General features: G+C 58.6%; 27 protein-coding genes. 14 read left to right on the forward strand and 13 right to left on the reverse strand.

Annotated features, from left to right (window positions below):
- Position 1 precedes the first annotated feature (1 nt).
- Positions 2-667, reverse strand: coding sequence for an ABC transporter ATP-binding protein (locus tag B3M52_RS17550; protein ID WP_185906498.1), 666 nt, complete (start codon positions 665-667; stop codon positions 2-4).
- A gap of 241 nt (positions 668-908) precedes the next feature.
- Here B3M52_RS17550 and B3M52_RS17555 point away from each other — a divergent pair, with 241 nt between their 5' ends.
- The 3 genes from B3M52_RS17555 to B3M52_RS17565 all read left to right on the forward strand — a co-directional run bounded on the left by B3M52_RS17555 (position 909) and on the right by B3M52_RS17565 (position 3,860).
- Positions 909-1,988 (forward strand): GGDEF domain-containing protein, encoded by a 1,080-nt coding sequence (locus B3M52_RS17555; protein ID WP_036202215.1) that lies wholly within the window; start codon positions 909-911, stop codon positions 1,986-1,988.
- A 70-nt stretch (positions 1,989-2,058) separates the two neighbouring features.
- Positions 2,059-3,327, forward strand: a complete 1,269-nt coding sequence (locus B3M52_RS17560) for a sensor histidine kinase (RefSeq protein ID WP_091641561.1) — start codon at positions 2,059-2,061, stop codon at positions 3,325-3,327.
- Positions 3,324-3,860: a response regulator transcription factor gene (locus B3M52_RS17565; RefSeq protein WP_127402344.1), complete on the forward strand. Its 537-nt coding sequence runs from the start codon at positions 3,324-3,326 to the stop codon at positions 3,858-3,860. The genes B3M52_RS17560 and B3M52_RS17565 overlap by 4 nt, the downstream gene beginning before the upstream one ends.
- 39 nt (positions 3,861-3,899) lie before the next feature.
- Here the strand turns inward: B3M52_RS17565 and B3M52_RS17570 are convergent, their stop codons facing one another.
- Positions 3,900-5,282, reverse strand: coding sequence for an MATE family efflux transporter (locus B3M52_RS17570; RefSeq protein ID WP_127402345.1), 1,383 nt, complete (start codon positions 5,280-5,282; stop codon positions 3,900-3,902).
- A 130-nt stretch (positions 5,283-5,412) separates the two neighbouring features.
- Positions 5,413-5,841 (reverse strand): helix-turn-helix domain-containing protein, encoded by a 429-nt coding sequence (locus B3M52_RS17575; protein ID WP_127402346.1) that lies wholly within the window; start codon positions 5,839-5,841, stop codon positions 5,413-5,415.
- A gap of 78 nt (positions 5,842-5,919) precedes the next feature.
- Here B3M52_RS17575 and B3M52_RS17580 point away from each other — a divergent pair, with 78 nt between their 5' ends.
- Together B3M52_RS17580 and B3M52_RS17585 are read left to right on the forward strand one after the other, a co-directional pair.
- Complete coding sequence (locus tag B3M52_RS17580) at positions 5,920-6,411, forward strand: DUF2938 domain-containing protein (RefSeq protein ID WP_075195516.1); 492 nt, start codon at positions 5,920-5,922, stop codon at positions 6,409-6,411.
- A 36-nt stretch (positions 6,412-6,447) separates the two neighbouring features.
- Positions 6,448-6,672 carry a DUF2798 domain-containing protein gene (locus tag B3M52_RS17585; RefSeq protein WP_075195517.1) on the forward strand — a complete coding sequence of 75 codons (225 nt, stop codon included), beginning with the start codon at positions 6,448-6,450 and terminating at the stop codon, positions 6,670-6,672.
- Between the two features lie 428 nt (positions 6,673-7,100).
- On the opposite strand, the gene B3M52_RS17590 is transcribed toward B3M52_RS17585, so the two are convergent.
- From B3M52_RS17590 to B3M52_RS17600, 3 genes are all read right to left on the reverse strand, one after another.
- A complete protein-coding gene (locus B3M52_RS17590; protein WP_075195564.1) occupies positions 7,101-7,607 on the reverse strand; it encodes a GNAT family N-acetyltransferase in 507 nt (168 codons plus the stop codon).
- A gap of 298 nt (positions 7,608-7,905) precedes the next feature.
- Complete coding sequence (locus tag B3M52_RS17595) at positions 7,906-8,160, reverse strand: hypothetical protein (RefSeq protein WP_127402347.1); 255 nt, start codon at positions 8,158-8,160, stop codon at positions 7,906-7,908.
- A gap of 98 nt (positions 8,161-8,258) precedes the next feature.
- Positions 8,259-8,744, reverse strand: coding sequence for a hypothetical protein (locus B3M52_RS17600; RefSeq protein ID WP_075195519.1), 486 nt, complete (start codon positions 8,742-8,744; stop codon positions 8,259-8,261).
- A 411-nt stretch (positions 8,745-9,155) separates the two neighbouring features.
- Here B3M52_RS17600 and cobS point away from each other — a divergent pair, with 411 nt between their 5' ends.
- The 4 genes from cobS to B3M52_RS17620 all read left to right on the forward strand — a co-directional run bounded on the left by cobS (position 9,156) and on the right by B3M52_RS17620 (position 13,420).
- Positions 9,156-9,926 carry an adenosylcobinamide-GDP ribazoletransferase gene (cobS, locus tag B3M52_RS17605; RefSeq protein WP_075195520.1) on the forward strand — a complete coding sequence of 257 codons (771 nt, stop codon included), beginning with the start codon at positions 9,156-9,158 and terminating at the stop codon, positions 9,924-9,926.
- A gap of 63 nt (positions 9,927-9,989) precedes the next feature.
- The gene (locus tag B3M52_RS17610; protein ID WP_075195521.1) at positions 9,990-11,504 is read left to right on the forward strand and encodes a DNA-3-methyladenine glycosylase 2 family protein; all 1,515 of its coding nucleotides are present in this window, start codon (positions 9,990-9,992) and stop codon (positions 11,502-11,504) included.
- Positions 11,501-12,022, forward strand: a complete 522-nt coding sequence (locus B3M52_RS17615; RefSeq protein WP_075195522.1) for a methylated-DNA--[protein]-cysteine S-methyltransferase — start codon at positions 11,501-11,503, stop codon at positions 12,020-12,022. The genes B3M52_RS17610 and B3M52_RS17615 overlap by 4 nt, the downstream gene beginning before the upstream one ends.
- An 84-nt stretch (positions 12,023-12,106) precedes the next feature.
- Positions 12,107-13,420: an MFS transporter gene (locus B3M52_RS17620; RefSeq protein WP_075195523.1), complete on the forward strand. Its 1,314-nt coding sequence runs from the start codon at positions 12,107-12,109 to the stop codon at positions 13,418-13,420.
- Between the two features lie 5 nt (positions 13,421-13,425).
- Here the strand turns inward: B3M52_RS17620 and cbiB are convergent, their stop codons facing one another.
- Complete coding sequence (gene cbiB / locus B3M52_RS17625; protein WP_143743831.1) at positions 13,426-14,367, reverse strand: adenosylcobinamide-phosphate synthase CbiB; 942 nt, start codon at positions 14,365-14,367, stop codon at positions 13,426-13,428.
- A 152-nt stretch (positions 14,368-14,519) separates the two neighbouring features.
- On the opposite strand from cbiB, the gene cobT reads away from it, so the two are divergent.
- Together cobT and B3M52_RS17635 are read left to right on the forward strand one after the other, a co-directional pair.
- On the forward strand, positions 14,520-15,578 hold the full coding sequence (gene cobT / locus B3M52_RS17630; protein ID WP_075195525.1) for a nicotinate-nucleotide--dimethylbenzimidazole phosphoribosyltransferase: 1,059 nt from the start codon (positions 14,520-14,522) through the stop codon (positions 15,576-15,578).
- A 7-nt stretch (positions 15,579-15,585) separates the two neighbouring features.
- Complete coding sequence (locus tag B3M52_RS17635; protein ID WP_075195526.1) at positions 15,586-16,200, forward strand: histidine phosphatase family protein; 615 nt, start codon at positions 15,586-15,588, stop codon at positions 16,198-16,200.
- Here B3M52_RS17635 and cobU read toward each other — a convergent pair whose 3' ends face one another.
- The gene (cobU, locus tag B3M52_RS17640; RefSeq protein ID WP_075195565.1) at positions 16,201-16,716 is read right to left on the reverse strand and encodes a bifunctional adenosylcobinamide kinase/adenosylcobinamide-phosphate guanylyltransferase; all 516 of its coding nucleotides are present in this window, start codon (positions 16,714-16,716) and stop codon (positions 16,201-16,203) included.
- Between the two features lie 131 nt (positions 16,717-16,847).
- On the opposite strand from cobU, the gene B3M52_RS17645 reads away from it, so the two are divergent.
- Both B3M52_RS17645 and B3M52_RS17650 read left to right on the forward strand, forming a co-directional pair.
- Entirely contained in the window at positions 16,848-18,722 is a 1,875-nt protein-coding gene (locus tag B3M52_RS17645; protein WP_036202158.1) for a putative nucleotidyltransferase substrate binding domain-containing protein, read from the forward strand.
- Entirely contained in the window at positions 18,715-19,437 is a 723-nt protein-coding gene (locus tag B3M52_RS17650) for a 3'-5' exonuclease (RefSeq protein WP_075195527.1), read from the forward strand. Before B3M52_RS17645 ends, B3M52_RS17650 begins: the two co-directional genes overlap by 8 nt.
- A 9-nt stretch (positions 19,438-19,446) precedes the next feature.
- Here the strand turns inward: B3M52_RS17650 and msrB are convergent, their stop codons facing one another.
- The 4 genes from msrB to B3M52_RS17670 form a co-directional block, all read right to left on the reverse strand.
- Positions 19,447-20,667, reverse strand: coding sequence for a peptide-methionine (R)-S-oxide reductase MsrB (gene msrB, locus B3M52_RS17655; RefSeq protein ID WP_075195528.1), 1,221 nt, complete (start codon positions 20,665-20,667; stop codon positions 19,447-19,449).
- Between the two features lie 119 nt (positions 20,668-20,786).
- Positions 20,787-22,268, reverse strand: a complete 1,482-nt coding sequence (locus B3M52_RS17660; protein ID WP_075195529.1) for a sensor histidine kinase — start codon at positions 22,266-22,268, stop codon at positions 20,787-20,789.
- A 3-nt stretch (positions 22,269-22,271) separates the two neighbouring features.
- The gene (locus B3M52_RS17665; RefSeq protein ID WP_036202148.1) at positions 22,272-22,982 is read right to left on the reverse strand and encodes a response regulator transcription factor; all 711 of its coding nucleotides are present in this window, start codon (positions 22,980-22,982) and stop codon (positions 22,272-22,274) included.
- Positions 22,983-23,066: 84 nt separating this feature from the next.
- The gene (locus B3M52_RS17670) at positions 23,067-24,047 is read right to left on the reverse strand and encodes an NAD(P)H-dependent flavin oxidoreductase (RefSeq protein ID WP_075195530.1); all 981 of its coding nucleotides are present in this window, start codon (positions 24,045-24,047) and stop codon (positions 23,067-23,069) included.
- Between the two features lie 115 nt (positions 24,048-24,162).
- Between B3M52_RS17670 and B3M52_RS17675 the strand changes: the two genes are divergently transcribed.
- Positions 24,163-24,684, forward strand: coding sequence for a QsdR family transcriptional regulator (locus B3M52_RS17675; protein WP_174447638.1), 522 nt, complete (start codon positions 24,163-24,165; stop codon positions 24,682-24,684).
- Positions 24,685-24,822: 138 nt separating this feature from the next.
- Here B3M52_RS17675 and B3M52_RS17680 read toward each other — a convergent pair whose 3' ends face one another.
- Positions 24,823-26,238 (reverse strand): aldehyde dehydrogenase family protein, encoded by a 1,416-nt coding sequence (locus B3M52_RS17680; RefSeq protein ID WP_075195531.1) that lies wholly within the window; start codon positions 26,236-26,238, stop codon positions 24,823-24,825.
- Positions 26,239-26,244 lie beyond the last annotated feature (6 nt).

Genomic DNA, 26,244 nt, shown 5'->3' on the forward strand with positions numbered 1-26,244 from the left:
GTCAAACAGTCGTGCTGAGATCAAGCAAGTGGTCGCAGCGGGACGCCAGCTCCCTGTCGTGGGTAGCAAGGACCAGTGCACAACCGGTTTGCTGTTGCACAGTGAACAGGCAGTCCGCCACCTCATCAGCGGTGTGACGATCAAGGCTGCCGGTGGGCTCGTCCGCCAGAATCAACGCCGGAGCCATGGCGAATACCATGGCCAGCGCCGCTCGCTGGGCCTGGCCACCCGACACCTGATCCGGGTAACGGTCAGCTTCGGCCCCCACACCCAGGCGCTCCAGCCACTCACGCTCGCCGCCAGCAGCGTGGCCGGCCAAATGGGAGCGCAGGCGAACGTTGTCCAGCAGCGAGAGCGCGGGCATCAGATTAACGTCCTGGAACACCACGCCAATGGTGCGCCGGCGGAGTTCTGCCCAGCGCACTTCGGCGCCTGCGCCAGTTGCTGCAAAGGACTCACCCGCGACGGCGATGCGTCCGTCATCCAGTGTCTGCAGGCCACACAACAGGTTCAACAAAGTGCTCTTACCGGAACCTGATCGTCCCACAACCGCCAGGGACTCCCCCGAACAAACCGACAGGGACAGATCCGCCAGCACGGACACCCGCTGGCGACCGCTGATATAACCTTTACTTAACCCTTCAACGGCCAATACCGGACTTCCCATCATGCGCTCCGCTGGACAGTATCTTTAAGTACTATACAACCCGAATGCCCTTATGGATCCGGGCCGGGACGTTGGTGAATTTGGATTTAGAGGCAGAAATGCTACGACTTTAGTCTTAACTCCCCTCACTTTTTTGTTGAAAATCTGATCTAATTCGCCCCTCTTTACTTGTGCTTACATTACCTACATATTTTTACCGCCTGGATACATTGAGTTACCGGGCCACCAAAGATCTCGCCTCATGGATAGCTACAAAGAACCCCTGAAAGCCCTGGCTCGCCCCTATCGCAAGGCGGTATTAAAGGCGTTGCTGGTTCTCACCATGCTCGGGGGCGCCCTGTTTGCCATGCTCAACCTGCTCACAGGCAGTTATCCGTTAGCCATCGTCGAACTCGCAATGGGTGCATACGCCATTCTCGTTTACAGGGCGGTACGCAACACACAGCATCTTGAGCGCTGGATCATTGCTTACGCCATCCCGTTTTTCACCGCCATGATGTTCGCCATGACCATCCCCAGAGCCTCGGCCACCGTACACGCCTGGGTGCTCCTGATTCCGATCGTCTCTCACCTACTGATGGGCCGTCGACTTGGCCTGGCTATATCCGTGTTCTATATGAGCGTCGCCGGCATTATTTTCCTGCTCAGGTATCACGACGAGCCGGCCATGATGCAAGCGCTGCCAGTTGCCAACATTGCCGTCATCTCCCTGTGCATTCTGGTGTTCTCCCACGTCTACGAAGTGACCCGGGAACAGTCACAGCGCCAACTGCTCAAGATTGCCCAAACCGACACCCTCACCGGCCTTGCCAACCGGGCCAGGCTCAGTGACATCTTCAAACGGGAGCAACAGCGCAGCCGACGCTATAACACGCCGATGACCCTGCTCGCGCTCGACCTCGATCATTTCAAAGAGGTCAACGACCGCTATGGCCACGACACCGGCGATCTGGCCCTGCAACACGTTGCCCGTATTTTCCGGGAATGCCTGCGTGCAACCGATCTGGCGGCACGCCTGGGAGGGGAAGAGTTTGGCATACTGCTGACCAATACCAATGGCCAGCAAGGCCTGGAGGTGGCTGAAAAAATCCGTATTGCGGTCGCCTCTACCCCATTGACCGTCAACAACGACGTTATCCGTCTGACTCTCAGTGGTGGCGTCGCGGAGTTCGGGCCAGACGGCGAAACGCTGCGCCAGTTGGTAAGAGAAGCCGACAAACGTCTGTACGAAGCAAAGGACCGGGGCCGCAATCTGATCATCCCGGCGGAGACAACCGCCAGCCTTCTGGAACCGCTGGAGTCAGACACCCACCGCGCATGAGACAGAATGCCGCATCCGACTGAAGACATTCCCGCAGTAGCACCGTCGAAAACCCGCTAGAATGCATGCCATGGAATGGCTGACTCACTCACAAACCGGTTTTCAACAGGCGGCGCGCTACCTTCTCACCATGCGTCTGGCCATCGTGGTCATTCAGTTGGTCGCCGTTGCCATCGCCGACACCATGGTCACCCTGGCCCATCGGCCAGAAGCCCTGTTGATCTGCCTGCTCTACACCGTACTGGCAACCCTTGGCTGGCTCTGGTTTACCCGCCGGCCTCCCCGTTTGACGGTTACGGTCAGCCTCGGGCTCGCCCTGGATCTTTTCCTGATCAGCGCCTGGCTATTCCTCACAGGAGGCTATACCAATCCGCTTGTCTCGCTGCTGCTGCTTCCCATTGCCGTTGCCATCATCCTGGTCCCCTTGCGCGAAAGCATTGCTCTGACGGTCATCGGTTTTGGCTTCTACACCGCCATGGTGCTGTGGCACACGCCGCTTACCCACGAACATCACAACGCCAACCTGACCCAACTGCACCTGATGGGCATGTGGGCCACCTTTGCCATCACTGCCACCATGCTGTTGCTGGTGGTTGGCTCACTGGCCCGTCGGTTGCGACAGAAACAGGGACAACTGGCCGAATTCCGGGAGAACCGGCTCAGGGATGAACAGGTGATTGCCCTGGGCCTGTCCGCCGCGGCGGTGGCGCATCGGCTGGGTACGCCGCTGAACACCATGGCCCTGCTGGTGGACGAAATGAAATCCGTGCACACCGACCCTTCGCTTGCAGACGACCTTGGGTTGATGGAGAAGCAACTGGGCCTTTGCAGCAACCACCTGCACCAACTGTCTACTGCCGCCATGCAGGCCAAGGCCGCGCAGCAGGAAATCCTTCCGCTGCACTTCTGGATGATGCGGCTGCGGGAGTCAGCCACGCTGTTGTGGCCGGCGTCGCCCATCCACTGGCAGGCGCCATTCCCCGACCAGCCCGTCGCCGTGGATGCCACCCTGGACCAAGCCATACTGAACCTTCTGGCCAACGCCCTGACGGCCAGCCCATCGTGGGTCGCGGTCAGCGCGGGGGACAGCGACGAGGGACGGGTCGCAATCGTGGTTGAGGATCATGGCAAGGGTCTGGAACTCTCACTGCAGAACACCGCCGGCGATGGCGTTGTAGACTCCGAACATGGCCTGGGCGTAGGGCTGTTCCTCTCCAACGCCACCATCCAGCGCCACGGCGGCACCCTCAAAGCCAGGGCCGACCGCACGGGCACCACCATGATCATCGACCTGCCACAAGCGCAAGCCCATACCCAGGGCGACAAGGAGGCGGAATGAACGGCCAGTCGACCTGGTTGCTGATCGACGATGACGAAGCCTTCGTGCAGGTGCTACAGCGTTCCCTGAAGCGCCAGAACATCGAGGCCACGTGTGCCCTCAACCGTCTGGAGGCCATAGCAGCACTGGAATCACAGACCTTTCATCGCTGCGTGCTGGATCTCAACCTGGCCGGCGAAAGCGGCCTGCAATTACTGCCGGAGCTGCTGGCCCTTCAACCCGAACTGGAGGTGCTGGTACTGACGGGATATGGCAGCATCGCCACCGCCGTGGAAGCCATGCGCCGGGGTGCCGTCAACTACCTGTGCAAACCGGTCACACTGAGCCAACTGACGGCCGGTTTCAGCCCACTGGACGGCCCACCGGCAACCCGTGAAGAACCCCCAACGGTGGAGGAAATGGAGTGGGAACACATTCAACGGGTGCTGAACGAGCACGACGGCAATGTATCCTCAACGGCCCGGGCGCTGAACATGCACCGGCGAACCCTGCAACGGAAGCTTCAGAAGCATTCCCGCTGGCGGAATCAGTGATGCTATGAACACGCAGCGTTGGGTGCGGGTTAAACGGCGTCAGGCCAGGCGCCGTAGCCAGGTTTCACGCTGCAGGTAGATCACCATGATAACGGCTTTCACCACTTCATCCGCAACAAAGCCGGCAAACACACCCCAAAGGCCAAACCCAAGATAGAGCCCAAAATACCAGGCCACGGGCACCCCGACACCGGCAAAGCCAATCAGGGTGATCACCATCGGTGCGCGGGTATCGCCACCGGCCCTCAGAATGCCCGGAATAATCATGGTTAACGCCGTGGCACCGCTGTAAAGAACGCTCAGGGCCACCATCCAGATCACCCGCTCCCGGGTTAAATCGCTGATTTCGTAGAACTGCAGAAACAAGGGGGTAAGCAATGCCACGATCAATGTCAGCAACGGCAGCACCAGCAACACCATGCGGATACCCATGGCGGTGTAGGCTCGTGCCCGCTGCGGATGCCGGCCGCCCAGCGATTCCCCCAGGGCAATGCTAACGGCCTGCTGCAATCCGACACCCGGAGCCAGCGAAAACCCACGAATAATCGACGCCACCAAAAAGGCCGCGTAAGCTTCCGCACCCACCCGGTTAAACATCATGGTGTAAATGAACGCCGACCCCTGCCACAGAAAACCATCTACGGACAGCGGATACCCCAGGTACAGGATTCGCCTGAGCCGTTGCCACGCCAGCCCGGAGACATCCCTTACCCGGGCATTGACCGCCGGATGGCGGAGAACGGCGCGTAGCATGAACATCGCCTGAAACAGCCACGCCAGAACAGTGGCGATTGCAACACCGGGAAGCCCAAGAGGCGGAAACAGGGGCTCGGTTACGCCCTGAATGGCACCGCCAAACAGCAACAGGTAGTTACCAAGGGCGTTAAGCACATTGCCATACAGGGCCAGTCGCATGGGGGTGCGGGTGTTGCCGAGGGACTGGAGCACATACATGGCCACATGGGCAATTACCAGAGCAGGCAACCCCAGCCCGATGATCCACAGATAGCCATAGCCAATGCCCGGCAGCCCGGAGCGCTCCGCCGGAGCACGGAACAGGTCCGTAGTCAGCAAAGCCAGAAGCGACTCGCCAAAGACAATATAGAGAGCCCCAATGGCCACGCCCGTAAACAGGCCGGCGGTCAGCAGGGTTGCCAGGGTCTCACGGATCTCGGCGTGCTTCCGGGCGCCACGCAACTGGGCGGTAATCACGGCGCCACCCTCGGTCAAGGCCGCGTAGCAAAGCACCACCAGGAAATTCAGCTGCAGGCAGATTCCCAGCGCTGCGATGGTCTGCTCACCGAACTGACCCACCATCAGGTTGTCCACCACGCCGGTGAGCTGAAACAGATAGAACTGGATAATGATGGGCCAGGCCAGGGTCATCAACCGCTGGCGCACGGGGCCTGAACTGGGGACCATAGGCCGTTCCGGAAAGGGTATTGCCAGATACTAACAAGCCGGGGCTGGCTTGCAGTCCTCCCCGAACGCCTTTTGGGGGGCGTAGGTTGCTCCTGGGCTATCGGTTGCTGAAAACAACACCCAGGATTCCTCAGCGCCGCTTTTGCGGCAGTTTTCCCGTGTTTTTACTACGAATCGCCCCACTTTGCGCCAATCCCAGCAGGCGGCGAAACTTGGGGCACTCCATATGACTGGGCGCAGAACAAATCGCGGCATGCCTAAGACCATCGCGCATCGCTACCAATTCGTGAATGGTCCGATCCAGTTCGTCGGCCTTACTCACCAGCAGTTCCCTGTCGATCTTCGGATTTCCCTTCGACCCAATCATGCGGGCGATTTCATCGAGTGAAAACCCCACCGCACGTCCCAGCGCTATCAACGCCAGCCGCTCCAATATGCTGTCGTTGAAAACCCGGCGCAACCCTTGTCGGCCAATGGAGCTGATTAGCCCTTTCTCTTCATAGAAGCGCAACGTGGACGCAGGCACGCCAGACCGTTTAGCGACTTCAGCGATATCCATAAACACTCCTTGACCTCAAGTTGACTTGAAGTTGTACGATCTCAACAACGCGAAATCAAGAGGAATAAAGGAAGAGTTATGAACCAACTACTTTTTATCGTATTCATCGGCATCGGAGCGACGGCTGTAACGGACTTGTGGGGGATCGTACGCAAGACACTGCTAGGCATTCCGCCCCCAAACTACGGGATGGTAGGACGCTGGATTGCCCATATGGCTCACGGGCAATTTCGCCACGACTCTATTGCAGCATCGTCTCCCAGGCGCGCGGAACACTTCATAGGGTGGGTAGCCCACTATCTGATTGGCACGGCCTTCGCTGCCTTACTCATTGGTATCTGGGGTGAGTCTTGGATTGATAACCCAACGATTGGTCCTGCACTCGCCGTTGGCATCGGAACCGTGGCTGCCCCGTTCTTGCTGATGCAACCGGGCATGGGCGCGGGATTTGCCGCCTCCCGATCAAAAGACCCAACGGCAGCGCGACTGCAGAGCCTGATAACGCACACAGTGTTTGGTCTCGGCTTATTCGTATCCGGTTGGGTCACCCAAATCACTCAGTCACTGTGAACATCTCAGTCAGCAAACGATATCCAGGAGAACAGAATGCATATTCCAGCACGATTTGCCCCAATCTTATTCAGCGCCATGCTCTCGGCCATCATGGTCTGTATCGTATCCGCCTTTGTTCTTGCGACCTCGCAGGGGCTCCATTCCGGTTTCGCTGCACAGTGGCTCAAAAGCTGCCTGACAACCTGGCCAATCGCCTTCCCGACAGTCGCGATTGTGGCGCCGTGGGTGCGGCGGATCGTTGGGCGACTGACCGCTTGAATAGTGAGTTTCAATCCACGACGAAGAGCTTTGCGTCACGCCAGTGGCGGCCGGTGCTGTGACTTGTTATGGGCCAATTCCGTTGCCCACATTGCCGAGCAAACGCCAAAGCCCCGTAAGAATTCTAAATATGTAATCGTTGGCAGTGACAAAGCCCAACACACTCATGCTTACCGTAAAGACGAAGACAGGATAAAAAGGTGGAAGCACGCCGTTATTGAATTCCGTGATGACGTAAGCCACTACTGCGTATATAAGGGTTCCAGTCACGAAGGAACTTACTGCGCCGAAAAACGCGAAAGCCAAACGATCAATGAGAGTAATTTTGCCTTTGACTGATTTCATAAGTGCCCGCAACGACGCCAACACGCGCAACTTTATAGTGGAGGCGAAGTCGCAACGAAAAAGCTGCGCTGTGCTTAACCTTGTTAACCCTGGGCTGAGAATGCCTCATGGTACGACACTTCCCCTTTTGGGAACTCGCCAGAAAACGATAGCGCCTGAAAATAATCAGTAGGCACACCGGGAAAGACCAGCCCATCTACAACCTTGAATCCGAAGCGACCATAATAACCAGGGTCACCGAGCACCACGCAACCAGATGCACCCATTGCCTCAAGTGCGGCAAGAGAACTCTGAATTAGCTTTGATCCAATACCAAGCCCTTGATGTTCAGGAAGAACAGATATTGGCCCAAGCCCAAACCAGCCGGTTGTACCACCTGAAAGAGTGACCGGCGAAATCGCAACATGACCAATAATTTTCCCATCAGCTTTAGCCACTTGAGAGATAGTCAGCGCTCCCGCACGGCGAAGGGCATCTACAATAAATTGCTCGGTATGATCAGTATGAGGCGCGCTTAAAAAGGCCTGCTCTGTAACCTGATGTATTTTTGCATCATCACCGGATTTTTCATTAATTACTTCAATATTCAAACCGGGCCTCTCAAACGGATTACCGCCCTTGTTTTGCGGCCGACTTGCCAAAGTATAGGCTAGGAGTGTCCACTGCACCGGGGGAAGTCCACTCTCATCTATCCAATGCAACCCGATGTTCAAACGCTTCTATGAACACCTGAAGGACCAAGGAAAGATCCCAAAAGTCGCCATCGTTGCCTGCATGAGGAAGATGATTGTGGTGTTGAATACAATGATCAAAAACCAGGAGCCTTGGCGCCAACAAATGACTTAATTTATGGAATTGACACCACAGTCACTTGTTATGTGATTAAGACTAACCGACTCTTGGAAACACACCACTAAACCCACATTTTCCGCACTGGTAAAAGTCCGTATTGGTGCTGTGAGCCTGAATCACCAGTTCGATAGTGCGTTGCTCGCATACCCAACATTTAGGGCAATTGATGCCCTCAAATGTCTTAACCCTGGCATATGCGACACGAGAAGCATCGCTGTCAGGATCAGAGTTTTGTATATCGTTGGCGCACATAAGCGCGTGTTGCCGAAGTTCATCAATCAGTTCTGACATAGCCTCGTCCTTACACATAACGCTGAGGTAACCGGCGCCGAAGCGCCAGCGAAGGGGAGCAAAAGCGGTACGCTTTTGGCGTCCGGTTGACCGACTGGTTAACCATACACACTCCATAGACCGAATAGACCGCCAACAATCAGTGAGATGGCCATAAAATGAGTCAGCCACACATGCAGTGGCTTTCTGAATAAGCGGCCCCGTACGTCGGCTGTGAAACTTGCAGCGTGACCAACAACTAACACAGGCGCTAGCGTGATGGCAGCCATCAGAACCGACAGTGCAATGCCGACCGGAACGTTTTGCCAGTGCCCTGACAGCAGCTCCACAATGGTGAGACCTGCGCCCCACCCAGTAAGCGCCCCAGAAAATGGAACTACGAGAGCGGTTCCCAAAATTTCTGGGACACGGGACCGGTGAGAAACAATCAGCGAAACGCCAGCCCCCAAAAAAAGCACATATACGAACGGCTCAAAATTGAGGAGTGGAAGTAATTCGTCGCGCTGACGCGCAACTTCCACCGACAGACTTGCTAGAACGGTCAGAACAACAACTGCAATAAATGGGAAAAAGTACGCGATCATATGGTTAACAGCGTATTATGCGAACCCGTTCGTATAACTCCAATTCCGGCCGCCCCTTCCAATCCAATAAATTTCTTTAGAATCAACATCTAAACAGGAAACACCACGGCTACCGCCGGAGTTATACGCCCTCCTTGGTCTCTAACGCACCCGCGAATAAGGGCGTATAACTCCACAATGCTCTAAACCAGCTTCAACAGTATCAGATACTTATAACGATTTGCCGCCCCTTGCCTGGAGTTTTGCGAACCGGTTCGTATAACTCCAGGCTGCGAGGTCGGTTTTAGACCAAGCCCGTTCGCCAATCAGGGGCCACGGGTAACGACGAATTTCCGGTGTGGAACAGGCTCACGCAACGATAATGCTAAACTGGCCGCAGACTCACACCATCTCCAAAGGCAGGACAGCGCATTGAGCCAACTGAAACCTCTCGTTTCCAGGGAATGGCAAGCCTTCTGGCTGGCCATCGGGTTCCTGACACGCATTCCCATGCTGGTGCGTATCGACTATTCCCCCCGCCTGATGAATCAGTGCAGTGTCTATTTCCCTCTGGTTGGGCTGGTGCTCGGCGTCATTTATGCGGGGCTGTACATGGCTTTGGTGCAGCTTTGGAGCCCGCTGGTCAGTCTAATTCTTATTCTGGGTTTTCACCTGTGGATTACCGGCGCGTTCCACGAGGATGGATTGGCCGACAGTGTCGATGCGTTGGGCGGCGGGTATACCCTGGAAGCCAGGTTGCGGATCATGAAGGACAGCCGCATCGGCACCTACGGTACGGTGGCGCTGGTGGTTGCGTTGGTGCTGAAACTTGCGCTGCTGGATGAAGCTCAACCGGTGTGGCTGGCGCTGATCCTGGCCCCGATGGTGTCGCGTCTCGCGCCACTGATGATCATGGGCTTCCTGCCGTATGTGACCGACCCGGACAAGAGCAAGAGCAAACCGGTGGCCGAAGATTTCTCGCGTTCACGGCTGGCGATTGCCACCGTGTTCACCGCGATTGTCTCTCTGGCCCTTATCCCGTTTGAGACCAAAGCTCTGCTGTGGCTCGTTATCGCTACGCTGGGTACGGCTATTGTCTGGGGCGGGTACCTGCGCCGGCAACTGGGTGGCTATACCGGCGATACCCTCGGGGCCAGCGTGGTGTTTGCGGAACTGGTCCTGCTGCTTGGGCTTGCGATGTAAAGGTTCAACGGTCAGTTCCGAATCCGGCGAGTTTTTCCGGGTTTCGCTGGTACACTTTCCATCATGGACACATTAAACGATGACCTTTGCTACCAGGCACTGAAAACCCGTGACGCCCGATTCGACGGTCGCTTCTACACCGCTGTGTTGACCACCGGGATTTTCTGCCGCCCTATATGCCCGGCGGTGACGCCCAAGCGGGGGAACGTGCGTTTTTACCCGTCTGCAGAAACGGCCATGGCCAACGGCTTTCGACCCTGTCTGCGGTGCCGGCCAGAAGCGGCACCTGGTAGCCCGGCTGCTGCCGGGGTTCACACCACCGTGGCCCGGGCAGTGCGGCTGGTGGACGAAGGTGCTCTGGATAACGGCTCCGTGGCGGAGCTGGCCGAGCGGCTGGGCATTACCGACCGCTACCTGCGCCAGCTCTACAAACGCCACACCGGAGCCACCCCACAACAACACGCCCAGGCCCGGCGCTTACTGCGGGCCCGGCAGTTGATTGTCGACAGCAACCTCAGCATGACGGAGATCGCGGAGATTGCCGGTTTCAGAAGCCTGCGCCGCTTCAATCACACCCTGAAAGAAGCCTACGGCAACGCACCGACGGCATTCCGCAGAGGTCTCAAGCCACCGCTCAAAGCCACACAGAACGGTGCAGACGATCTTTTTCTGCCGGCACACGACGACCTGGTTCTGTTCCTGCGGGCCCGGCCACCGTTCGACAGTGAGCAGTTACTGACCTTCTTTCGGGCACGGGCCATTCCGGGCCTGGAAGCGGTTGGCGCGCACCACTACGCGCGATCGCTCTGCATTGCTGGGCAACCGGGGCTGGTCATCTGCCGCCCAAGCGACAATCCCCCGGGGGTGCAGGTTATCCTTCGTGGGCCGGCACGGCAGTCCATTCTGGAGGTGAGTGCGCGGATACGCCGTTTGCTTGATCTGGATGCGGACCTGCCCGGCATCAGCGAACACCTGGCGCAGGACCCGCTATTGGAACCACTGGTCGCACGGCATCCCGGCCTGCGCGTTCCAGGCAGCTGGGAACGGTTCGAGTTTGCCGTCCGGGCCATTCTTGGGCAGCAGGTGTCCCTCTCCGCGGCGCGAACCCTGGCTGGGCGGCTGGTGGCTCGTTATGGCCAGGCCCTTCCCGACGATCTTGCCGGGGGCACAGGTATTACCCATAGATTCCCGGAACCGGCAGCACTCGTCGGCCAGCCGTTGAACAAACTGGGCATGCCCGGCAGCCGTGCAGACACCCTGGAACGAATCACCGCCCGGTTTGCCGAACCCGGTTTTGCCGAGCTGGATGGCAACACCCTACTGGCGCAATTGGCACCCATGCGGGGCATCGGCCCCTGGACACTCCACTACCTGGCCCTGCGAGGCCTGGGTGATCCGGACGCGTTTCCCGCCAGCGATCTGGGCATACTCAAGGCCTCGGCCTACCTGGGCGGGCCTCAAGACGCCAAAGCCCTGACGCGCCACGCCGAACGCTGGCGGCCATGGCGGGCATACGCAGCGCAGTACCTGTGGACATCACTGAACACCCATCCACCCCGGCAGGAGACACCATCATGACAACTCAAATTCATGTCAGCCGCTTCCCCAGTCCCGTTGGCCCCCTGAGGCTGGCCATGGTGGATGACCAACTGGTGCACCTGGACTTCGACGACAACGAAGAGCGCATGCACTCGCTGCAAAACCGCCGGTTCCGGCAGCCGGAGTGGCGCGAGCAACCGAACAGCGCCCCCGGGACCATTATCGAGTGGCTGAACGCCTACTTCTCGGGGGTGATCAAGCCCCTGCCGTGGAAGGACATCCGCTTGACCGGCACTGAGTTTCAACAACAGGTCTGGCAGGGGCTGACCGGGATTCCAGCGGGTGAGCACCGCTCGTACAGCGCGCTGGCAAACACCCTGGGCAACCCGAAGGCGGTGCGTGCCGTGGCTCGTGCCAATGCCCTCAACCCCATTGCCATTCTGATCCCCTGCCACCGGGTGATCGGAGCCAATGGTACGTTGACGGGCTACGCGGGCGGCCTGGAACGCAAGGCGTGGTTGCTGGACCACGAATCACGGAACCTGAAGAGGGTTTAACCCCACGGGGCTGTGCATTTGTGGCGATAATGGCGACAATCACTGCACGGATTTACCTTGCAAGGATCAGGAGCCCAGCCCCACATGTCATCGCAATCGCCTGTCGCCCCCACACAGGGCAAGCCGGAAGACAAACGCGCGCTCTGGTCCTGGGCGCTCTACGACTGGGCCAACAGCGCCTTTTTCACCATCATTCTGACCTTTGTCTTCGCTCAGTACTTCAGCGTGTCAGTGGTGCAGGACGAGGTAAAAGGCACGGAAGCCTGGGGCAACATCGTTGGCATTGCCGGGGTGTTCATCGCAATCCTGGCACCGATATTGGGCGCCATCGCAGACCAGTCCGGCCGTCGTAAACCCTGGTTTATCAGCTTCACCCTGCTTTGCGTGGTCTCCTGCGCCATGTTGTGGACGGTCACGCCGGAGCAGAATCAGTTCTGGAACGCAGCACTGTGGGTTGGCCTGGGTACACTCGGTGCCGAGTTTGCGTTCATTTTCTACAACTCCATGCTGCCGGATCTGGCAAGCCCGGCGCGAACCGGGCGCTGGTCAGGCTGGGCGTGGGGGCTGGGTTACACCGGCGGCGTGCTAAGCCTTATCGTGGCGCTGTATGGCTTTATCGAAGCCGATGCCAACCTGTTCGATCTCAATCGGGACAACGCTGAGCATGTGCGTGCCACCTTTGTTTTGGTAGCGGTGTGGTATCTGGTGTTTGCCCTGCCGGCCTTTATCTTTGTTCCGGACCGCCCGTCCACCGGCCTGGGACTTGCCGCCGCCACCCGCGCCGGGTTCCGGCAACTGAAGGAATCCATCGCCCAGGTTCGCCAGTACAAGGACATCGTGCGTTTCCTGATCGCCCGCATGCTCTACACCGATGGCCTGGCCACTATCTTTACCTTCGGCGGGGTGTACGCGGCGGGTACGTTCAATATGGGCTCTACGGAAGTGCTGCAATTCGCCATCGCCCTGAACGTCACCGCCGGCCTGGGCGCACTGGGCTTCGCCTGGGTGGATGACGCCCTCGGCGGGCGCAACACCATCCTGCTGTCACTGGTGGGATTGGGCTGCAGTGCCCTCGCCATTCTGGTAGTGGACGGCGCCACCGCGTTCTGGGTATGGGGCATGATCCTCGGCATCTTCGTGGGGCCATTGCAGTCCGCCAGCCGTTCCCACCTGGCCCGCATTGCGCCGCCGCACCTGCAAACGCAGATGTTCGGCCTGTTCGCGTTCTCTGGCAAAGCCACCGCGTTTGCTGGCCCGCTGTTGGTGGGATGGGTCACGGCCGTTACTGACAGCCAGCGCTGGGGCATGAGCACCATTCTGGTGTTCCTGGTGATTGGCTTCCTGCTGATGTTGACCATACCGGCCAGCGAAACACGGGAATCTGAAGCGGCAGGCTGACACCTTCAAGGCGCGGCGCTGGTTATCCATCCGATAATGGCGACCGCGGCCAACAGCCCGAGCCACAACCACACGCCGCGATGTACAAGTTGGATCGCCGCATCAATGGTCTCGGCCGATGCCGGTTCACCCTCACCAAGCACGGGCCGTTGCTTGATGCCTGAGGCGTAGGGCGCAGGGCCACCGAGTACAACCCTCAAAGCCCCGGCCCCTGCCGCCATGACCGGGCCAGCATTGGGGCTGTCCCAGGCCGGTGCCTGTGCCCGCCAGCAACGAAACCCGCCACGGACATCGCCAAGCAAGCTGTAGGTCAGCGCCGTGAGGCGAGCGGGTACCCAGTTCAATACGTCGTCCAGCCTCGCCGCAGCGCGACCAAAATACTGGTAGCGATCAGTTCGATACCCCCACATGGCGTCCAGGGTGTTCACCAGCCGGTGAAGCAATACGCCCGGAACGCCGGCTACGAGAAACCAGAACAGGCTGGCGAACACGGCATCGGCGCCGTTTTCCAACATGGACTCGGTCGCGGCTGTTGCTACGCCACTGTCATCAAGCGCCGCTGCATCACGACTGACGATACGACCGACCTGTGCCCGGGCATTCTCAAGGTCGCCCCCATGCAACGCGTCAGACACGGCACGGCCGTGCTCCGTCAGGCCACGAATGGACAGGGCGAAATACAACACCACAGCCTGAACCAGCAAGTATTCCCAGTTCCCCAACCACCAGCGCAACCACTCGGCTGCCGCCAGTACGGGTATCACAGCTATGAACAGGGCCAGGAACCCGAGAACCATCGATACTGCCATTCGCTCAGGTAGCCGATTCAGTCTCTGTTCCAGGAGGGCGGCGACATGCCCAAAACCAACGAGCGGGTGCCACCGACGCGGCTCACCCAGCCAGCGATCCAATACAACGGCGATACAACAAGCTGTCACGGCGAGAATGAAGGCGTTCAAATCAGCAATGTCTCTTCGAGCGGGCGGTGGGTTGTCGTGATCGAAAGGAAGTCTAACCGAGTGGCTGCTATCCTTGACACTTTTTCAGGCCGGGTAGACCATCTTCGGCTCCCGACACTTTGCCACCTCAGGATCCAACCATGCCGCTGCCTTCCTGCTGGACACAGCCGTTGCCACCCTCCGACACCCATTTTTCTGAGCGGGCACGGCAACGCCAGCACGTGCTCACCAAGCCCCGGGGGTCTCTGGGGCAGCTGGAAGACGTAGCCATTACACTGGCGGGCCTTCAGCGCACGCAACATCCGCAGGTCGACCCTGTCCGCATCGCTGTTTTCGCGGCGGATCACGGCGTCTGTGCGGAGGGCGTATCCGCGTACCCCCAGGAAGTCACCGCCCAGATGATTGCGAACTTTGCCAGCGGGGGTGCGGCTATCAGCGTGTTGGCTCGGGAACTGGGAGCCTCGCTGGAAGTGGTAAATCTCGGAACCGTCGGCGACGTTCCGCCGTTGACCGATGTACGTGATGAGCAGATCGCAGCGGGCACCGCCAATCTGGCCACAACCGACGCGATGACGCCGGGCCAGTTTGAACAGGCGCTGGCCAGTGGTGACAGGGCCGCCGCCCGCGCCGCGGATGACGGGTGCCGACTGTTTGTGGGCGGCGATATGGGCATCGGCAATACCACCAGTGCCACCGCCGTTGCCTGCGCGTTGCTGGAACAAAGCCCGGAAAACCTGGCTGGGCCGGGCACGGGGCTGGACGCAGCTGGCGTGTCTCGAAAGTGTGAGGTCATCGCCCAGGCGTTGGCCAGGCATGGCAACAACCGCGATCCCCTGGCGGTGCTGGCCTCCCTCGGCGGGTTCGAGATTGCTGCGCTGGCAGGCGCCATTCTGGGTAGCGCGGCGCGCGGCATTCCCGTACTGGTGGACGGATTCATTGTTTCCGTTGCCGCCTTAGTAGCTGTTCGCCAACAACCACAACTGCGGCACTGGCTTGTGTTCGCCCATCGTTCGGCGGAACCGGGGCACCAGGCGGTGCTCGACGCCATGAATGCCAGGCCGTTGCTGGATCTGGGTATGCGCCTGGGTGAAGGCAGCGGCGCTGCGGTGGCGGTTCCGCTGCTGCGCAGCGCCTGTGCCCTGCACAACCAGATGGCCAGCTTCGTTGACGCCGGCGTGACCGACAAGGACGAGGGCTGAAGCGGGGATGACCAATAACCAGAACACCACTGCGTTTTTCGACCTGATCCGTCATGGCGAACCTGCCGGCGGGCCCATGTTCCGGGGCAGCAAGGATGATCCACTGAGCGACACCGGCTGGCAGCAGATGAACGCGGCTATCAGGGACGATGACCAGTGGGATGTGATCATCACCTCCCCACTGCTGCGCTGCCGTATCTTCGCGGAACAATTGGCGGAGCAACGTCAGATTCCGTTGCACCAGGAGCCACGGCTGAGGGAGATTGCGTTCGGTGATTGGGAGGGCAGAACCTCCGAGAACATTATGGCGGATACGCCCGAGGCCCTGAACCGCTTCTGGAGCGACCCGGTTCGTTATCCTCCGCCCGGTGGTGAGGCTATCACCGAGTTCCGGCAAAGGGTCAGCAGCGCCTGGCAGGATTGGCAAACCCAGGCGGCAGGCAAGCGGGTACTCGTGGTGTGCCATGGCGGCGTGATTCGCATGCTCCTGGCGGAGGTAATGGGTATCCCCACTGAACGCTCTTTTTCAGCGTTAACAGTTCCCTACGCCTGCCGCAGCCGTATCCGCGTGGACATCTCGGAGCATGGCCTGCTCAGTTGCCTGCAAACGCACGGCGCATAATCAGCCTTTCAACGTTTGCGGCAGCCCCGCCACGCTCATCAGCACCTGCTCGCAACAGGTGGCAAGATCCTGGTTGAGCCAACCCAGTTCATCGCAGAAACGGCGGGTGAGCGGGTCCATGCCGATGGTACCCAGGCCCACTTCATTACTGACAATCACGATTGGGCCCGGGTAGTTCTCCAATGCCCGCAGGAAGGCGGCACGCTCACGGGCAAACACTTCATCGCCGGCAAACAGCAGGTTGCTCACCCACAGGCTCATGCAATCCACCAGCAACAAGGGTGGTTGTGGTTCCCTGGCGTAACCATCCAGCAGGGAGGCCAGCTTCAAGGGCTCTTCTGCCAACCCCCATTCCGGCGGCCGATTCTGCCGGTGGCGGGCCACCCGCCGGGTCATTTCCTCATCGTCGGCGATCGCCGTTGCAACATAGACCACCGGTGAACCGGCGTCACAGGCAATACGCTCCGCCAGCGCGGTTTTGCCGGATCGAATGCCCCCAAGGACCAGTGTATGAATAGCAGACAAAACCCAACCTCTCGTGTGTAAACCAACTCTATCTTGCCCAACATCATGGCCGTAAAACAGCGCCACTGCTATATTGCGTGATAAATTCCAGAGGCGTAACCGGTGCGAAAAGGAAGCGAACAATGCAGGCAGAGCTGATCGAGATACGCAACCACCTGGCCCAGCACGCCCCGTTTGATGAAATGCCGGAGAATGTCCTGGACCGTATCGTCTCCAGCATCGAAGTCGCCTATTTCCGCGCTGGCACAGACATTCTCACGCTGGGCGAACGAAACACCTACCTGCACTATGTGCGCAGCGGCGCCGTCGAGATTTATCGCCGCTCTGGCGAGCTATACAACCGCATTACCGAAGGTGAGATTTTCGGTCAGTTTGGTCTGCTGATGAACAAAACCGTGCGGTTTCCGGCCAAGGCTATTGAAGACTCCCTGATCTACCTGATTCCCGACGAAATATTTCAATATTTGTGGGAAAACGACGAGAATTTCACCGATTTTGTCGAAATTGAAGACCATTCACGTCTTCGGTCGGCACTTTCACGGCGGGAGAAATCGAATCAACCGATGACAGCACGGGTGACCCGGCTGATTTCCCGCGAGCCCGTGATGGCGCCCAACACCGTGCGCCTTCAGGAGGCCGCCCGAATCATGACGGACCGGGGAGTGTCGGCCCTCTTGCTGATGGACGAGAGCGGCAAACAGCCCCGGCTTTCAGGCATCATTACCGACCGTGACCTGCGCACCCGCGCCCTCTGCGAGGCACTGCCGTCGGAAACACCCATCAGCGACATCATGACGGAAGAGCTGATCACCACCCGTTCCGACGCCTTCATTTTCGAGGCCATGCTGACCATGCTGCACAACAACGTGCACCACCTGCCGGTAATGGAGGGTGACAAGGTGCGGGGTGTGATTGCACTGTCGGACATCGTCAAACACGAATCCCAGAGCAGCCTGTATCTGGTCAGTAACATCTATCATCAGCAGGATGTGAAGGGCCTGAAGCGCCTGAGCAAGGACGTGCCCAACACCTTTGTGCGCATGGTCCGTGAAGATGCGAACTCCCATATGATCGGCAGTGCCATGGCTGGCATCGGGCGCACCTTCAGCCAACGACTGCTTGAGCTGGGAGAGGAAAAGCTGGGGCCACCACCCGTGCCTTATTGTTTTATGGCACTCGGCTCCATGGCCCGGGACGAACAACTCGTTGTCACCGACCAGGACAACGCCATGGTGCTGGACGACAGCTTCGATCCGGCCCAGCACGATGAGTATTTCCTCGCCCTGGCGAAGTTCGTCAGTGATGGCCTGGCAGAGTGCGGCTACAGTTACTGCACCGGCGATATCATGGCCACCAACCAGAAGTGGCGACAACCGCTGCGGGTGTGGAAGGAATACTTCGCCGACTGGATCGAAAATCCCAAGGCGGAGGCGCTGCTCAATAGCAATATCTTCTTCGACCTGGACGGCATCCATGGCCGCACCGAATATACCGAAGAGTTGAAAACCTTCATTGCGGATAAAGCGAGCAATAGCCAGCGCTTCCTGGCCATGCTGGCCCGCAACGCCCTCAACCGCACGCCACCGCTGGGCTTTTTCCGTACCTTTGTGATGGAGGAAAGCGGCAAGCAGGCCAAGACCTTCAACCTGAAGCGTCGCGGCACGGCACCGGTGTCGGATCTGATCCGGGTGCATGCCCTGGCCTGTGGCTCACGGGCACAGAATACCTTCAACCGGCTCAAGGCCATTGGGCAAACCAAACTGATCCCGGAAGATGGCGTTGATAACCTTCGGGATGCCTTCGAGTTTATTGCCATAGTACGTATTCGACATCAGGCCCTCTCCATCGAAGCAGGAAGAGAGCCAGACAACAATGTGCGGCCGGAAGACCTTTCGCCATTCGAACGCAGTCACCTGAAAGACGCTTTTCAGGTGGTCGGCCAGGCACAAAAGTTCCTCAAATTCCGCTACAACCCCCAGGCTACCCGGAATGTCTGATGGTAAGACAGCACAGATCGACACTTTGTCCTGGCCCGAACAGTACCGGGAACTGGCAACACAAACGAAAGACCCGCGACTGAAGACGTTCTACGGGGCAGGTTGTGTGGCGCCGGAAACGCCTCTGAGCGACGTCCCGTTTGTAGCCGTGGATTTCGAAACCACCGGCCTGGACCCTGACAGTCACTCCATCGTCAGTATCGGTGTGGTGCCCTTTACCCTTGACCGTGTGCAACTGGGTGGTTCGCGGCACTGGCTGGTGAAACCGCAACTGCCGTTACACCAGACCTCTATCACGATACATGGCATAACCCATGCCGATATCGACAAGGCCCCTGATCTGGCCGACGTACTGGACGAATTTCTGGAAAGCATGGCCGGGCGCGTACCGGTGGTGCACTACCGCAATATCGAACGTCCGTTCCTGAACATGGCACTGAAGTGGCGAATCGGGGAGGACATACGCTTTCCGGTGATGGATACCATGGCCATTGAGGCTTACCTGCATCCGAACCGGAAACGCTCCTGGTGGCAGAAGTTGAAGGGTCAGCAGCCGATCTCAATTCGGCTGGCAGACAGCCGGCGGCGGTATGGGCTGCCACACTACCCACCGCACAATGCCTTGGTGGATGCGCTGGCCAGCGCCGAGTTGCTGATGGCGCAGGTCCAGCATCACTTTTCGCCAGAGACCCCCATCGGGGATCTCTGGCTGTAACGGGTTGTTTTAGTTGGAAGCGGTACGGCTGGCTTCTTTCACTTCACTGATCAGCGCGCCATACCCTTCCTTCTCCATGTTCTCCAACGGGATGAACCGAAGCGCGGCCGAGTTCATGCAGTAGCGCAACCCCGTTGGCGCCGGGCCGTCGTTGAACACGTGCCCGAGGTGGGAATCCGCATAGCGGCTACGGATCTCCGTACGGGTCATGAAGAAGCTGTTGTCCTCTTTCTCCACCACCATGTCCGGGCTGATCGGCTTGGTAAAGCTGGGCCAGCCAGTGTTGGACTTATACTTGTCACGGGAAGAGAACAGCGGCTCGCCGGACACAATGTCCACGTAGATACCGGCCCGTTTTTCATCGTAATACTCATTACGATAGGCAGGCTCGGTGCCATCCTCCTGGGTGATTTCGTACTGCGTCTCGGTCAACCGTGCCTTGAGTGTTTTGTCGTCAGGCTTGGTGAACGTGTCCGGATTGAATGCCTCAACCCGGCTGAGGTTCATGCCGGTATTGCCCTCAGATGCTTTGTTAACAGTGGCCTGTGCGGAACCACCGTTGTTCTCGGGGCGATACTGCGCATAGTCCACTTTCTCGTCCTCGCCCCAGACTTTCTCGATAAACTGGTAGCGGCCGGAGTTGAAGGTGTAGAACTGGTAGCGCACCGGGTTCTTCTTGTAGTAATCCTGATGGTATTCCTCGGCGTCGTAGAACGCTTCGAAAGGCACCACTTCAATCTTGACCGGATGATCGTAACGGCCGGATTCTTCCAGTGCCTTTATCGAGGCTTCGGCGGCGCGCTTCTGGGCGTCGTTGTGATAGAAAATCGCCGGCCGGTACTGTTTGCCCCGGTCCACATACTGGCCTTTCACGTCGGTCGGGTTGGCCGTACGCCACAGAGCCTGGAGCAGGCCTTCATAGGTGATCGTGTCAGGGTCGTAGTACACCTGGACCGCCTCGGTATGGCCTGTGCGGCCACCAGCTACCTGTTTATAGTTCGGGTTCTTCTCATCGCCGCCACTATAACCAGACACCGCCTCAACAACGCCGGGTACTTTCTCTTCATACGCCGCTTCCACGCACCAGAAACAGCCACCAGCGAACGTAGCAACCGCCAGGCCTGGGTCATCCGGGGCGTATTGTGATTCCGTCCCTTTGGAGGCGCCAACCTGGAAACCGGTCAATGCGAACGCTGCCGCAATAGACGTCAGTAACAGATACCGTTTCATAACCTTAACCTCTTGCCTTTTGAATACTGAGACCAGTTTGCACGGGATTCATCACATCACTTTCTCCAGTTTATTACGTTTGTATAACGCCGGAGAGATCATTATGGATGCAGGCAGCCCTATTCGGGTGGCCCTACCGGTAAGCGTATGCAGAAGGATGCCCCGCCGGAGCTCAGGTTCTCAACGCAGATATCACCGCCCTGAAGACTCATGATCCTACGGGCGATAGCCAGCCCCAGGCCGGCGTGGCCGGAACCGCCGGACGATTCGCCCCGGTAGAAAGGATCGAAAATGTGGGGCAGGTCCTCCTCCGGAATACCGGGGCCACTGTCGTGCACACAGACCTGCGGCAGCCCATCCGCCTGCCCGAACACCACTTCAATGCGGCTCTCTGAGGGACTGTAGGCAATGGCATTGCCGATCAGGTTGTCCAGTACCCGCTCGGTCATGGCCAGGTCCGCGTACGCCAGGGGGAGGTCCGGATCGCCATCCACCACAAGTTCCAACTGCCGGGTGCTGGCTTCCTGTCCATGTTTCTGGACTACATCGTGCACCAACTCCGCCAGCGGAAAGGGTTCCGGCACGGGCTGCTTTTCCCGGGCCTCGAGAGCAGCAAGCTCAAACAGCTCGTCCACCAGGCGGCTCAGGCGTCGGCCCTCCTTGAGGGCAATGTCGAGAAAGCGATCTTGCTCTTCCGCTGTCAGCCGGTCACGCCTGAGCTTGAGGCTTTCGATATAGCCCTGCATCGAGGCCAGCGGCGTACGCAGGTCATGGGACACCTGGGCCACCAGTTGCCGGCGCTGGGCGTCTTTTTCCGTCAGCAGTTCGATCTGGGACGCAATTCGGCTAGCCATGTCATCAAAGGTGGCACCCAGGTAGTCAATTTCGTCGCGCACCACTGGCCGCCGGCCCCGCCAGGTGCTCTGTAGGGCCTGTCGACTCATGTCACTGTGCTCGAAATCTTCCACCAGCCGGGTCAGCAAGGTCAGCCGGCGTGTCAGCAGCCGGAAGACCGCCAGCCCCGCTATCATCACCACCGCCAGACTGATAATCAGAGCCCAGGCGCTCAACTCCACCAACTGGCCACCCCGGGCCATGGTTTCCGCAGCATCGTATTCCTCGCCGCGCAGCACCACATAGAGATACCCTTCAGGGTTTTCAGCCGACGGCACCGGCGTTACGGAAAAGACTTTCTGCCGGTCATGGCTGCGGGGGTCGTCGCCCAGTACCGGGTAGCTGTCCATATCGTTCATCAGGCGGCGGATGGGTTCGAGCGAGACCTGCTTGCGTTTGATCTTCGCCGGATCAGCGGAGTAAGAGAGAATGGTGCCGTCCAAATCCAGCAGATAGATTTCAATGCTGGGATTGATGGTCATGTACAGCGCAAAGAGTTCTTTCAGGGCGCCGCGGTCGAGTTCCCCTTCACTGACCAGATTCCTGTCTGCCACCAGGTCTTTCGCCAGATCCCGGTGCAGCTCCTGATTAACAGACGCGTTGTACTCCCGCAGGGAATACAAGCTGAAAAAGGTGTACAGCAGACCAACGGCCAACAGGAGCAGGAAAAGACCTAACGTCAGCCGGGTGTAGAGTGTCTTCAGCATGGTTCAGTCCCGGAAGCGATAGCCCACCCCCCAGACGGTTTCGATAAACTCCGGTCGCGCCGGGTCTTGCTCAATCTTGCCGCGCAGACGATTAATGTGGGTATTGACGGTATGCTCGTACCCTTCGTGATTGTATCCCCAGACCTTGTCCAGCAGCTGAACCCGGCTGAAGACTCGTCCCGGGTGGCTGGCAAAGTGCCAGAGCAGGTCGAACTCGCGGGCCGTCAGTTCCACCTCCTGTTCCCATACGAACACTCGGCGCCTGGCCGGATCGATACGCAAACCTTCAGTGTCCAATTCACCCAACTCTTCGGGCCCGGACGTTTCGCCTGACGAACTCGACATGGCGTCCACCCGCCGGAACAGGGCTTTCACCCGTGCCGACAGCTCGGCCACGCTGAAGGGTTTGGTGAGGTAATCGTCCGCCCCCATCTCCAAGCCCAGTACACGATCCAGCTCCGTGCTTTTCGCTGTCAGCATCAGCACCGGCACATACCCGGGGCCGGAGCGAATCTCCCGACACACCGAGAGACCGTCCATTCCAGGCAACATCAGATCAAGCACCACCAGGTCGATGTCCCCTTCGCGAAAACGCTCCAGCCCGGTATCGCCCCGGTCACAGAGAACAGCATTCATGCCAAGGTCCGCCACGTGCATTCGCACCAGCTCCCCGATACCCGGGTTATCCTCAACAATCAGTACGTTTCGTGTCATAAGTTACTGGCTCTGGAAGCTCGCAAATTACCGTTAGTTGATACCAGTGTAGAGCCAAAAGTTCACAAATGTATCACGCCGATATCAGGCCTCCAGGCTGCCCAGCAGGCGTTGACGGATAATATTGTCTGCTTCATCCATAATGCGGCCAATCAGTTCCTCACAACTGGGAATGTCGTGAATCAGTCCCGCCACCATGCCACAGCTCCAGGCGGCCTCATCCATCTTACCTTCCTGAAGCACCAATCTGCCTTTCACTCCAGTGACCAGATGGCGAATGTCATCAATGGTTTCGGTACCGGCTTTCGCGTGCTCGATGCGGATGATTTCTTCCACGGCAGCGTTGTTCATTACCCGCTCGGTGTTACGGAGGTTCCGCATAATGAGGCGGGTCTGGAGTTCGTCCGCTTCGACAATGGCCTGCTTGACGTTATTGTGGATGGGGGCGTCTGTGGTGGCCAGAAAACGGGTACCCATGTTCATGCCCTCTGCACCCAGTGCCATCGCGGCTACCAGGCTGCGACCATCCGCCATACCACCTGACGCAACAAATGGAATGGTGAGTTCTTCCGCAGCGCGGGGCAGCAGGATAAAGTTGGGAATGTCATCCTCGCCCGGGTGGCCGCCACATTCGAAGCCGTCCACGCTGACCGCATCGCAACCAATTTTTTCGGCCTTCAGGGCATGGCGCACCGAGGTGCATTTATGGATAACCTTGATACCCGCGGCCTTGAGCTGCGGCATGTATTGCTCGGGACTGCGCCCGGCGGTTTCCACCACCTTGACGCCACCGTCGACAATGGCCTGGATATAGTCCGGATAGGGGGGCGCCTTGAAGGATGGCAGGAAGGTCAGGTTTACTCCGAAAGGCTGGTCGGTCATCTCAGCACAACGTGCAATTTCCCGAGACAGGTCTTCCGGGGTAGGCTGGGTCAGCCCGGTGATTATACCAAGACCACCGGCGTTGGAGACGGCTGCTGCCAGCTCTGCATAACCCACGTGATGCATGCCACCCTGGATAATCGGGTGACGGATACCAAACAATTCGGTGATTCTGGTCTTCATAGCGGGCTTCCTGTTTTGTCGTTAGAATGAAATCGAGTACCGATACGAGGTTGCAGTGACAGAAAAAACAACAACAAGGGCGACACCAGCAGATGCCTTCCGGCGTGCACGGAGAATGTGGCTGAAAGGTGAACGAATTCATCTGGCATCGCTGTCTGCAGAATTGAATATTGGCAGGGCCACCCTGTTTCGCTGGGTTGGCAACAAGGATTTACTGCTGGGGGAAGTGCTCTGGTCACTCTACGAACCCCTGAGGCTGGAAGCGCTGAACGCAACACCGGGGAACGGCGTCGACTTTGTCGTCGGGGTATACCGTCACATTAACTCCACCCTGTTGCACTCTGAACCTTTGCGGCGGTTTATCCGCGAAGACCCGGAGTACGCACTCAAAATCCTGACGTCATCCCAGTCCACGCTTCACAGCCGTACTGTTGAGGCCAACACCCGCACCCTTCGGGATCAGATTGCGGGCGGACATATTAATCCACCCCTGAACGTGAACAGCCTGTCCTACTTCATGGTGCGCCTGGCCGAATCCTGCCTGTACAGCGACATCATCAACGGTCGCGAACCTCGTGAAGAGGAGCTGGAGGACGCCTGTACCGCTGTTCGTGTAATGCTTGGCGGAACGGCCTGAACAGAGACCTATCCGCCACAGTCCGTCAGGCACGGGGTGGGGCCCTTTTCTGCCGGGAAAAAGATGTCTGAGCGAAGCGAGTTCTTTTTCCCAGAAGAAAAGGGCCCCACCTCGGGCCTTGCCCGCTGACGAGCAGGCTTAAAGCTGCAGGGACCGCACCTCCAGAAACTCTTCAAGTCCCCACTTACCAAACTCACGCCCGATACCGGAGTGGCCGAAGCCGCCAAACGGCGCCAACGGGTTGAAGTCCCCACCGTTGACGAACACCTGCCCGGTGCGCAGTTTGCCTGCCACTTTTTTCGCGTGGGCGTCATCGGCCGACCAGACAGCGCCGGACAGTCCATAGGCAGTGCCATTGGCGATCTCGATGGCCTCGGCTTCGTCCTGATAAGGAATCACGCACAGCACTGGGCCGAAGATCTCCTCCTGGGCAATGCGGCTGTCAGGTTTGACGTTGCCGAACACCGTGGCCTTGACGAAGTAGCCCTTGTCGCAGCCTTCCGGAGCTTCCGGGCCGCCGGCAATCAGGGTGGCGCCTTCTTTGATACCGATGTTGATAAAGTCGATGACTTTGTCCCGCTGCTGGGCCGAAGCCAGCGGGCCCAGGCGTGTGGTTTCTTCCAGCGGATTGCCCGGCGTCATTTTCGCCACCGCATTAGCGGCCAGTTCGCAGGCTTCGTCATGCTTCTGGGCCGGCACCAGCATGCGGGTCAGCGCCGTACAGGTCTGACCTGAGTTCAGCAGGCAGTTGTTGACGGTTCCCTTGACCGCTTTCGCCAGGTCGGCATCCGACAGGATAACCGAGGCGGACTTGCCGCCCATCTCCAGGGCAAAGCGCTTGAAGTCATCGGCAGCAGCGTGGGCAATCAGGCTGCCGGTGCGGGTGGAGCCGGTGAACGACACCATGTTGACGTCCGGATGTTTGATCAGGGTGTCGCCCACGGTGTGGCCTTCGCCGCAGACCAGGTTGAAAACACCCTCGGGCAGGTCTGTCTGGTCCAGAATATCCGCCAGGATATAGGCACTCTGGGGCGCGATTTCAGACGGCTTGAGCACCACCGTGCAACCGGCGGCAATGGCCGGAACCACCTTGAGGATGACCTGGTGCAGAGGGTAATTCCAGGGGGTGATGCATCCCACCACACCCACCGGCGTGTACTGCACCTCGGAGTTGCCGACCTGTTCGGCAAAGGTGAATTCCGGCAGCATTTTCAGGTAGCTTTTGGTGATGGTGGCCGGCAGCCCCGCCTGAATACCGGTGGCCAGTTTGATAGGCATCCCCACTTCCCGGCATACCGTTTCGGCTATCTCACCCGCCCGTTCTTTCAGGCCGGCATGCAATTGCTCCAACACGTGCAATCGCTTTTCCAGTGTGCTTTCCGACCAGCTTTCGAAAGCAGTGCTGGCAGCGGCGATGGCCTTTTCCATTTCCTCGCGACCGGAGGCGGGAACCTTGGCAATCACGTCGCCAGTGGCCGCTTCGTGAACATCAATGGTCTCACCATTCCAGTTCTGCCATTGGCCGTTGATGTAGTTTTTGCTGAGATCATTCATGGTTCT

Origin of the sequence: Marinobacter sp. UBA2688 (assembly GCF_002352785.1) — a bacterium.
GTDB classification, from domain to species: Bacteria; Pseudomonadota; Gammaproteobacteria; order Pseudomonadales; family Oleiphilaceae; genus Marinobacter; species Marinobacter salarius.

Bases quoted from the DNA above. Each gene is read 5' to 3' on its own strand.
- B3M52_RS17555 (WP_036202215.1), top strand. From the start codon at position 909: ATGGATAGCTACAAAGAACCCCTGAAAGCCCTGGCTCGCCCCTATCGC.
- B3M52_RS17620 (WP_075195523.1), top strand. From the start codon at position 12,107: ATGTCATCGCAATCGCCTGTCGCCCCCACACAGGGCAAGCCGGAAGAC.
- B3M52_RS17615 (WP_075195522.1), top strand. From the start codon at position 11,501: ATGACAACTCAAATTCATGTCAGCCGCTTCCCCAGTCCCGTTGGCCCC.
- B3M52_RS17560 (WP_091641561.1), top strand. From the start codon at position 2,059: ATGGAATGGCTGACTCACTCACAAACCGGTTTTCAACAGGCGGCGCGC.
- B3M52_RS17550 (WP_185906498.1), bottom strand. From the start codon at position 667: ATGGGAAGTCCGGTATTGGCCGTTGAAGGGTTAAGTAAAGGTTATATC.
- B3M52_RS17575 (WP_127402346.1), bottom strand. From the start codon at position 5,841: ATGGATATCGCTGAAGTCGCTAAACGGTCTGGCGTGCCTGCGTCCACG.
- B3M52_RS17585 (WP_075195517.1), top strand. From the start codon at position 6,448: ATGCATATTCCAGCACGATTTGCCCCAATCTTATTCAGCGCCATGCTC.
- B3M52_RS17660 (WP_075195529.1), bottom strand. From the start codon at position 22,268: ATGCTGAAGACACTCTACACCCGGCTGACGTTAGGTCTTTTCCTGCTC.
- B3M52_RS17645 (WP_036202158.1), top strand. From the start codon at position 16,848: ATGCAGGCAGAGCTGATCGAGATACGCAACCACCTGGCCCAGCACGCC.
- B3M52_RS17580 (WP_075195516.1), top strand. From the start codon at position 5,920: ATGAACCAACTACTTTTTATCGTATTCATCGGCATCGGAGCGACGGCT.
- B3M52_RS17600 (WP_075195519.1), bottom strand. From the start codon at position 8,744: ATGATCGCGTACTTTTTCCCATTTATTGCAGTTGTTGTTCTGACCGTT.
- B3M52_RS17570 (WP_127402345.1), bottom strand. From the start codon at position 5,282: ATGGTCCCCAGTTCAGGCCCCGTGCGCCAGCGGTTGATGACCCTGGCC.
- B3M52_RS17675 (WP_174447638.1), top strand. From the start codon at position 24,163: ATGTGGCTGAAAGGTGAACGAATTCATCTGGCATCGCTGTCTGCAGAA.
- B3M52_RS17565 (WP_127402344.1), top strand. From the start codon at position 3,324: ATGAACGGCCAGTCGACCTGGTTGCTGATCGACGATGACGAAGCCTTC.
- B3M52_RS17610 (WP_075195521.1), top strand. From the start codon at position 9,990: ATGGACACATTAAACGATGACCTTTGCTACCAGGCACTGAAAACCCGT.
- B3M52_RS17680 (WP_075195531.1), bottom strand. From the start codon at position 26,238: ATGAATGATCTCAGCAAAAACTACATCAACGGCCAATGGCAGAACTGG.
- B3M52_RS17665 (WP_036202148.1), bottom strand. From the start codon at position 22,982: ATGACACGAAACGTACTGATTGTTGAGGATAACCCGGGTATCGGGGAG.
- B3M52_RS17650 (WP_075195527.1), top strand. From the start codon at position 18,715: ATGTCTGATGGTAAGACAGCACAGATCGACACTTTGTCCTGGCCCGAA.
- msrB (WP_075195528.1), bottom strand. From the start codon at position 20,667: ATGAAACGGTATCTGTTACTGACGTCTATTGCGGCAGCGTTCGCATTG.
- cobT (WP_075195525.1), top strand. From the start codon at position 14,520: ATGCCGCTGCCTTCCTGCTGGACACAGCCGTTGCCACCCTCCGACACC.
- B3M52_RS17635 (WP_075195526.1), top strand. From the start codon at position 15,586: ATGACCAATAACCAGAACACCACTGCGTTTTTCGACCTGATCCGTCAT.
- B3M52_RS17670 (WP_075195530.1), bottom strand. From the start codon at position 24,047: ATGAAGACCAGAATCACCGAATTGTTTGGTATCCGTCACCCGATTATC.
- B3M52_RS17595 (WP_127402347.1), bottom strand. From the start codon at position 8,160: ATGTCAGAACTGATTGATGAACTTCGGCAACACGCGCTTATGTGCGCC.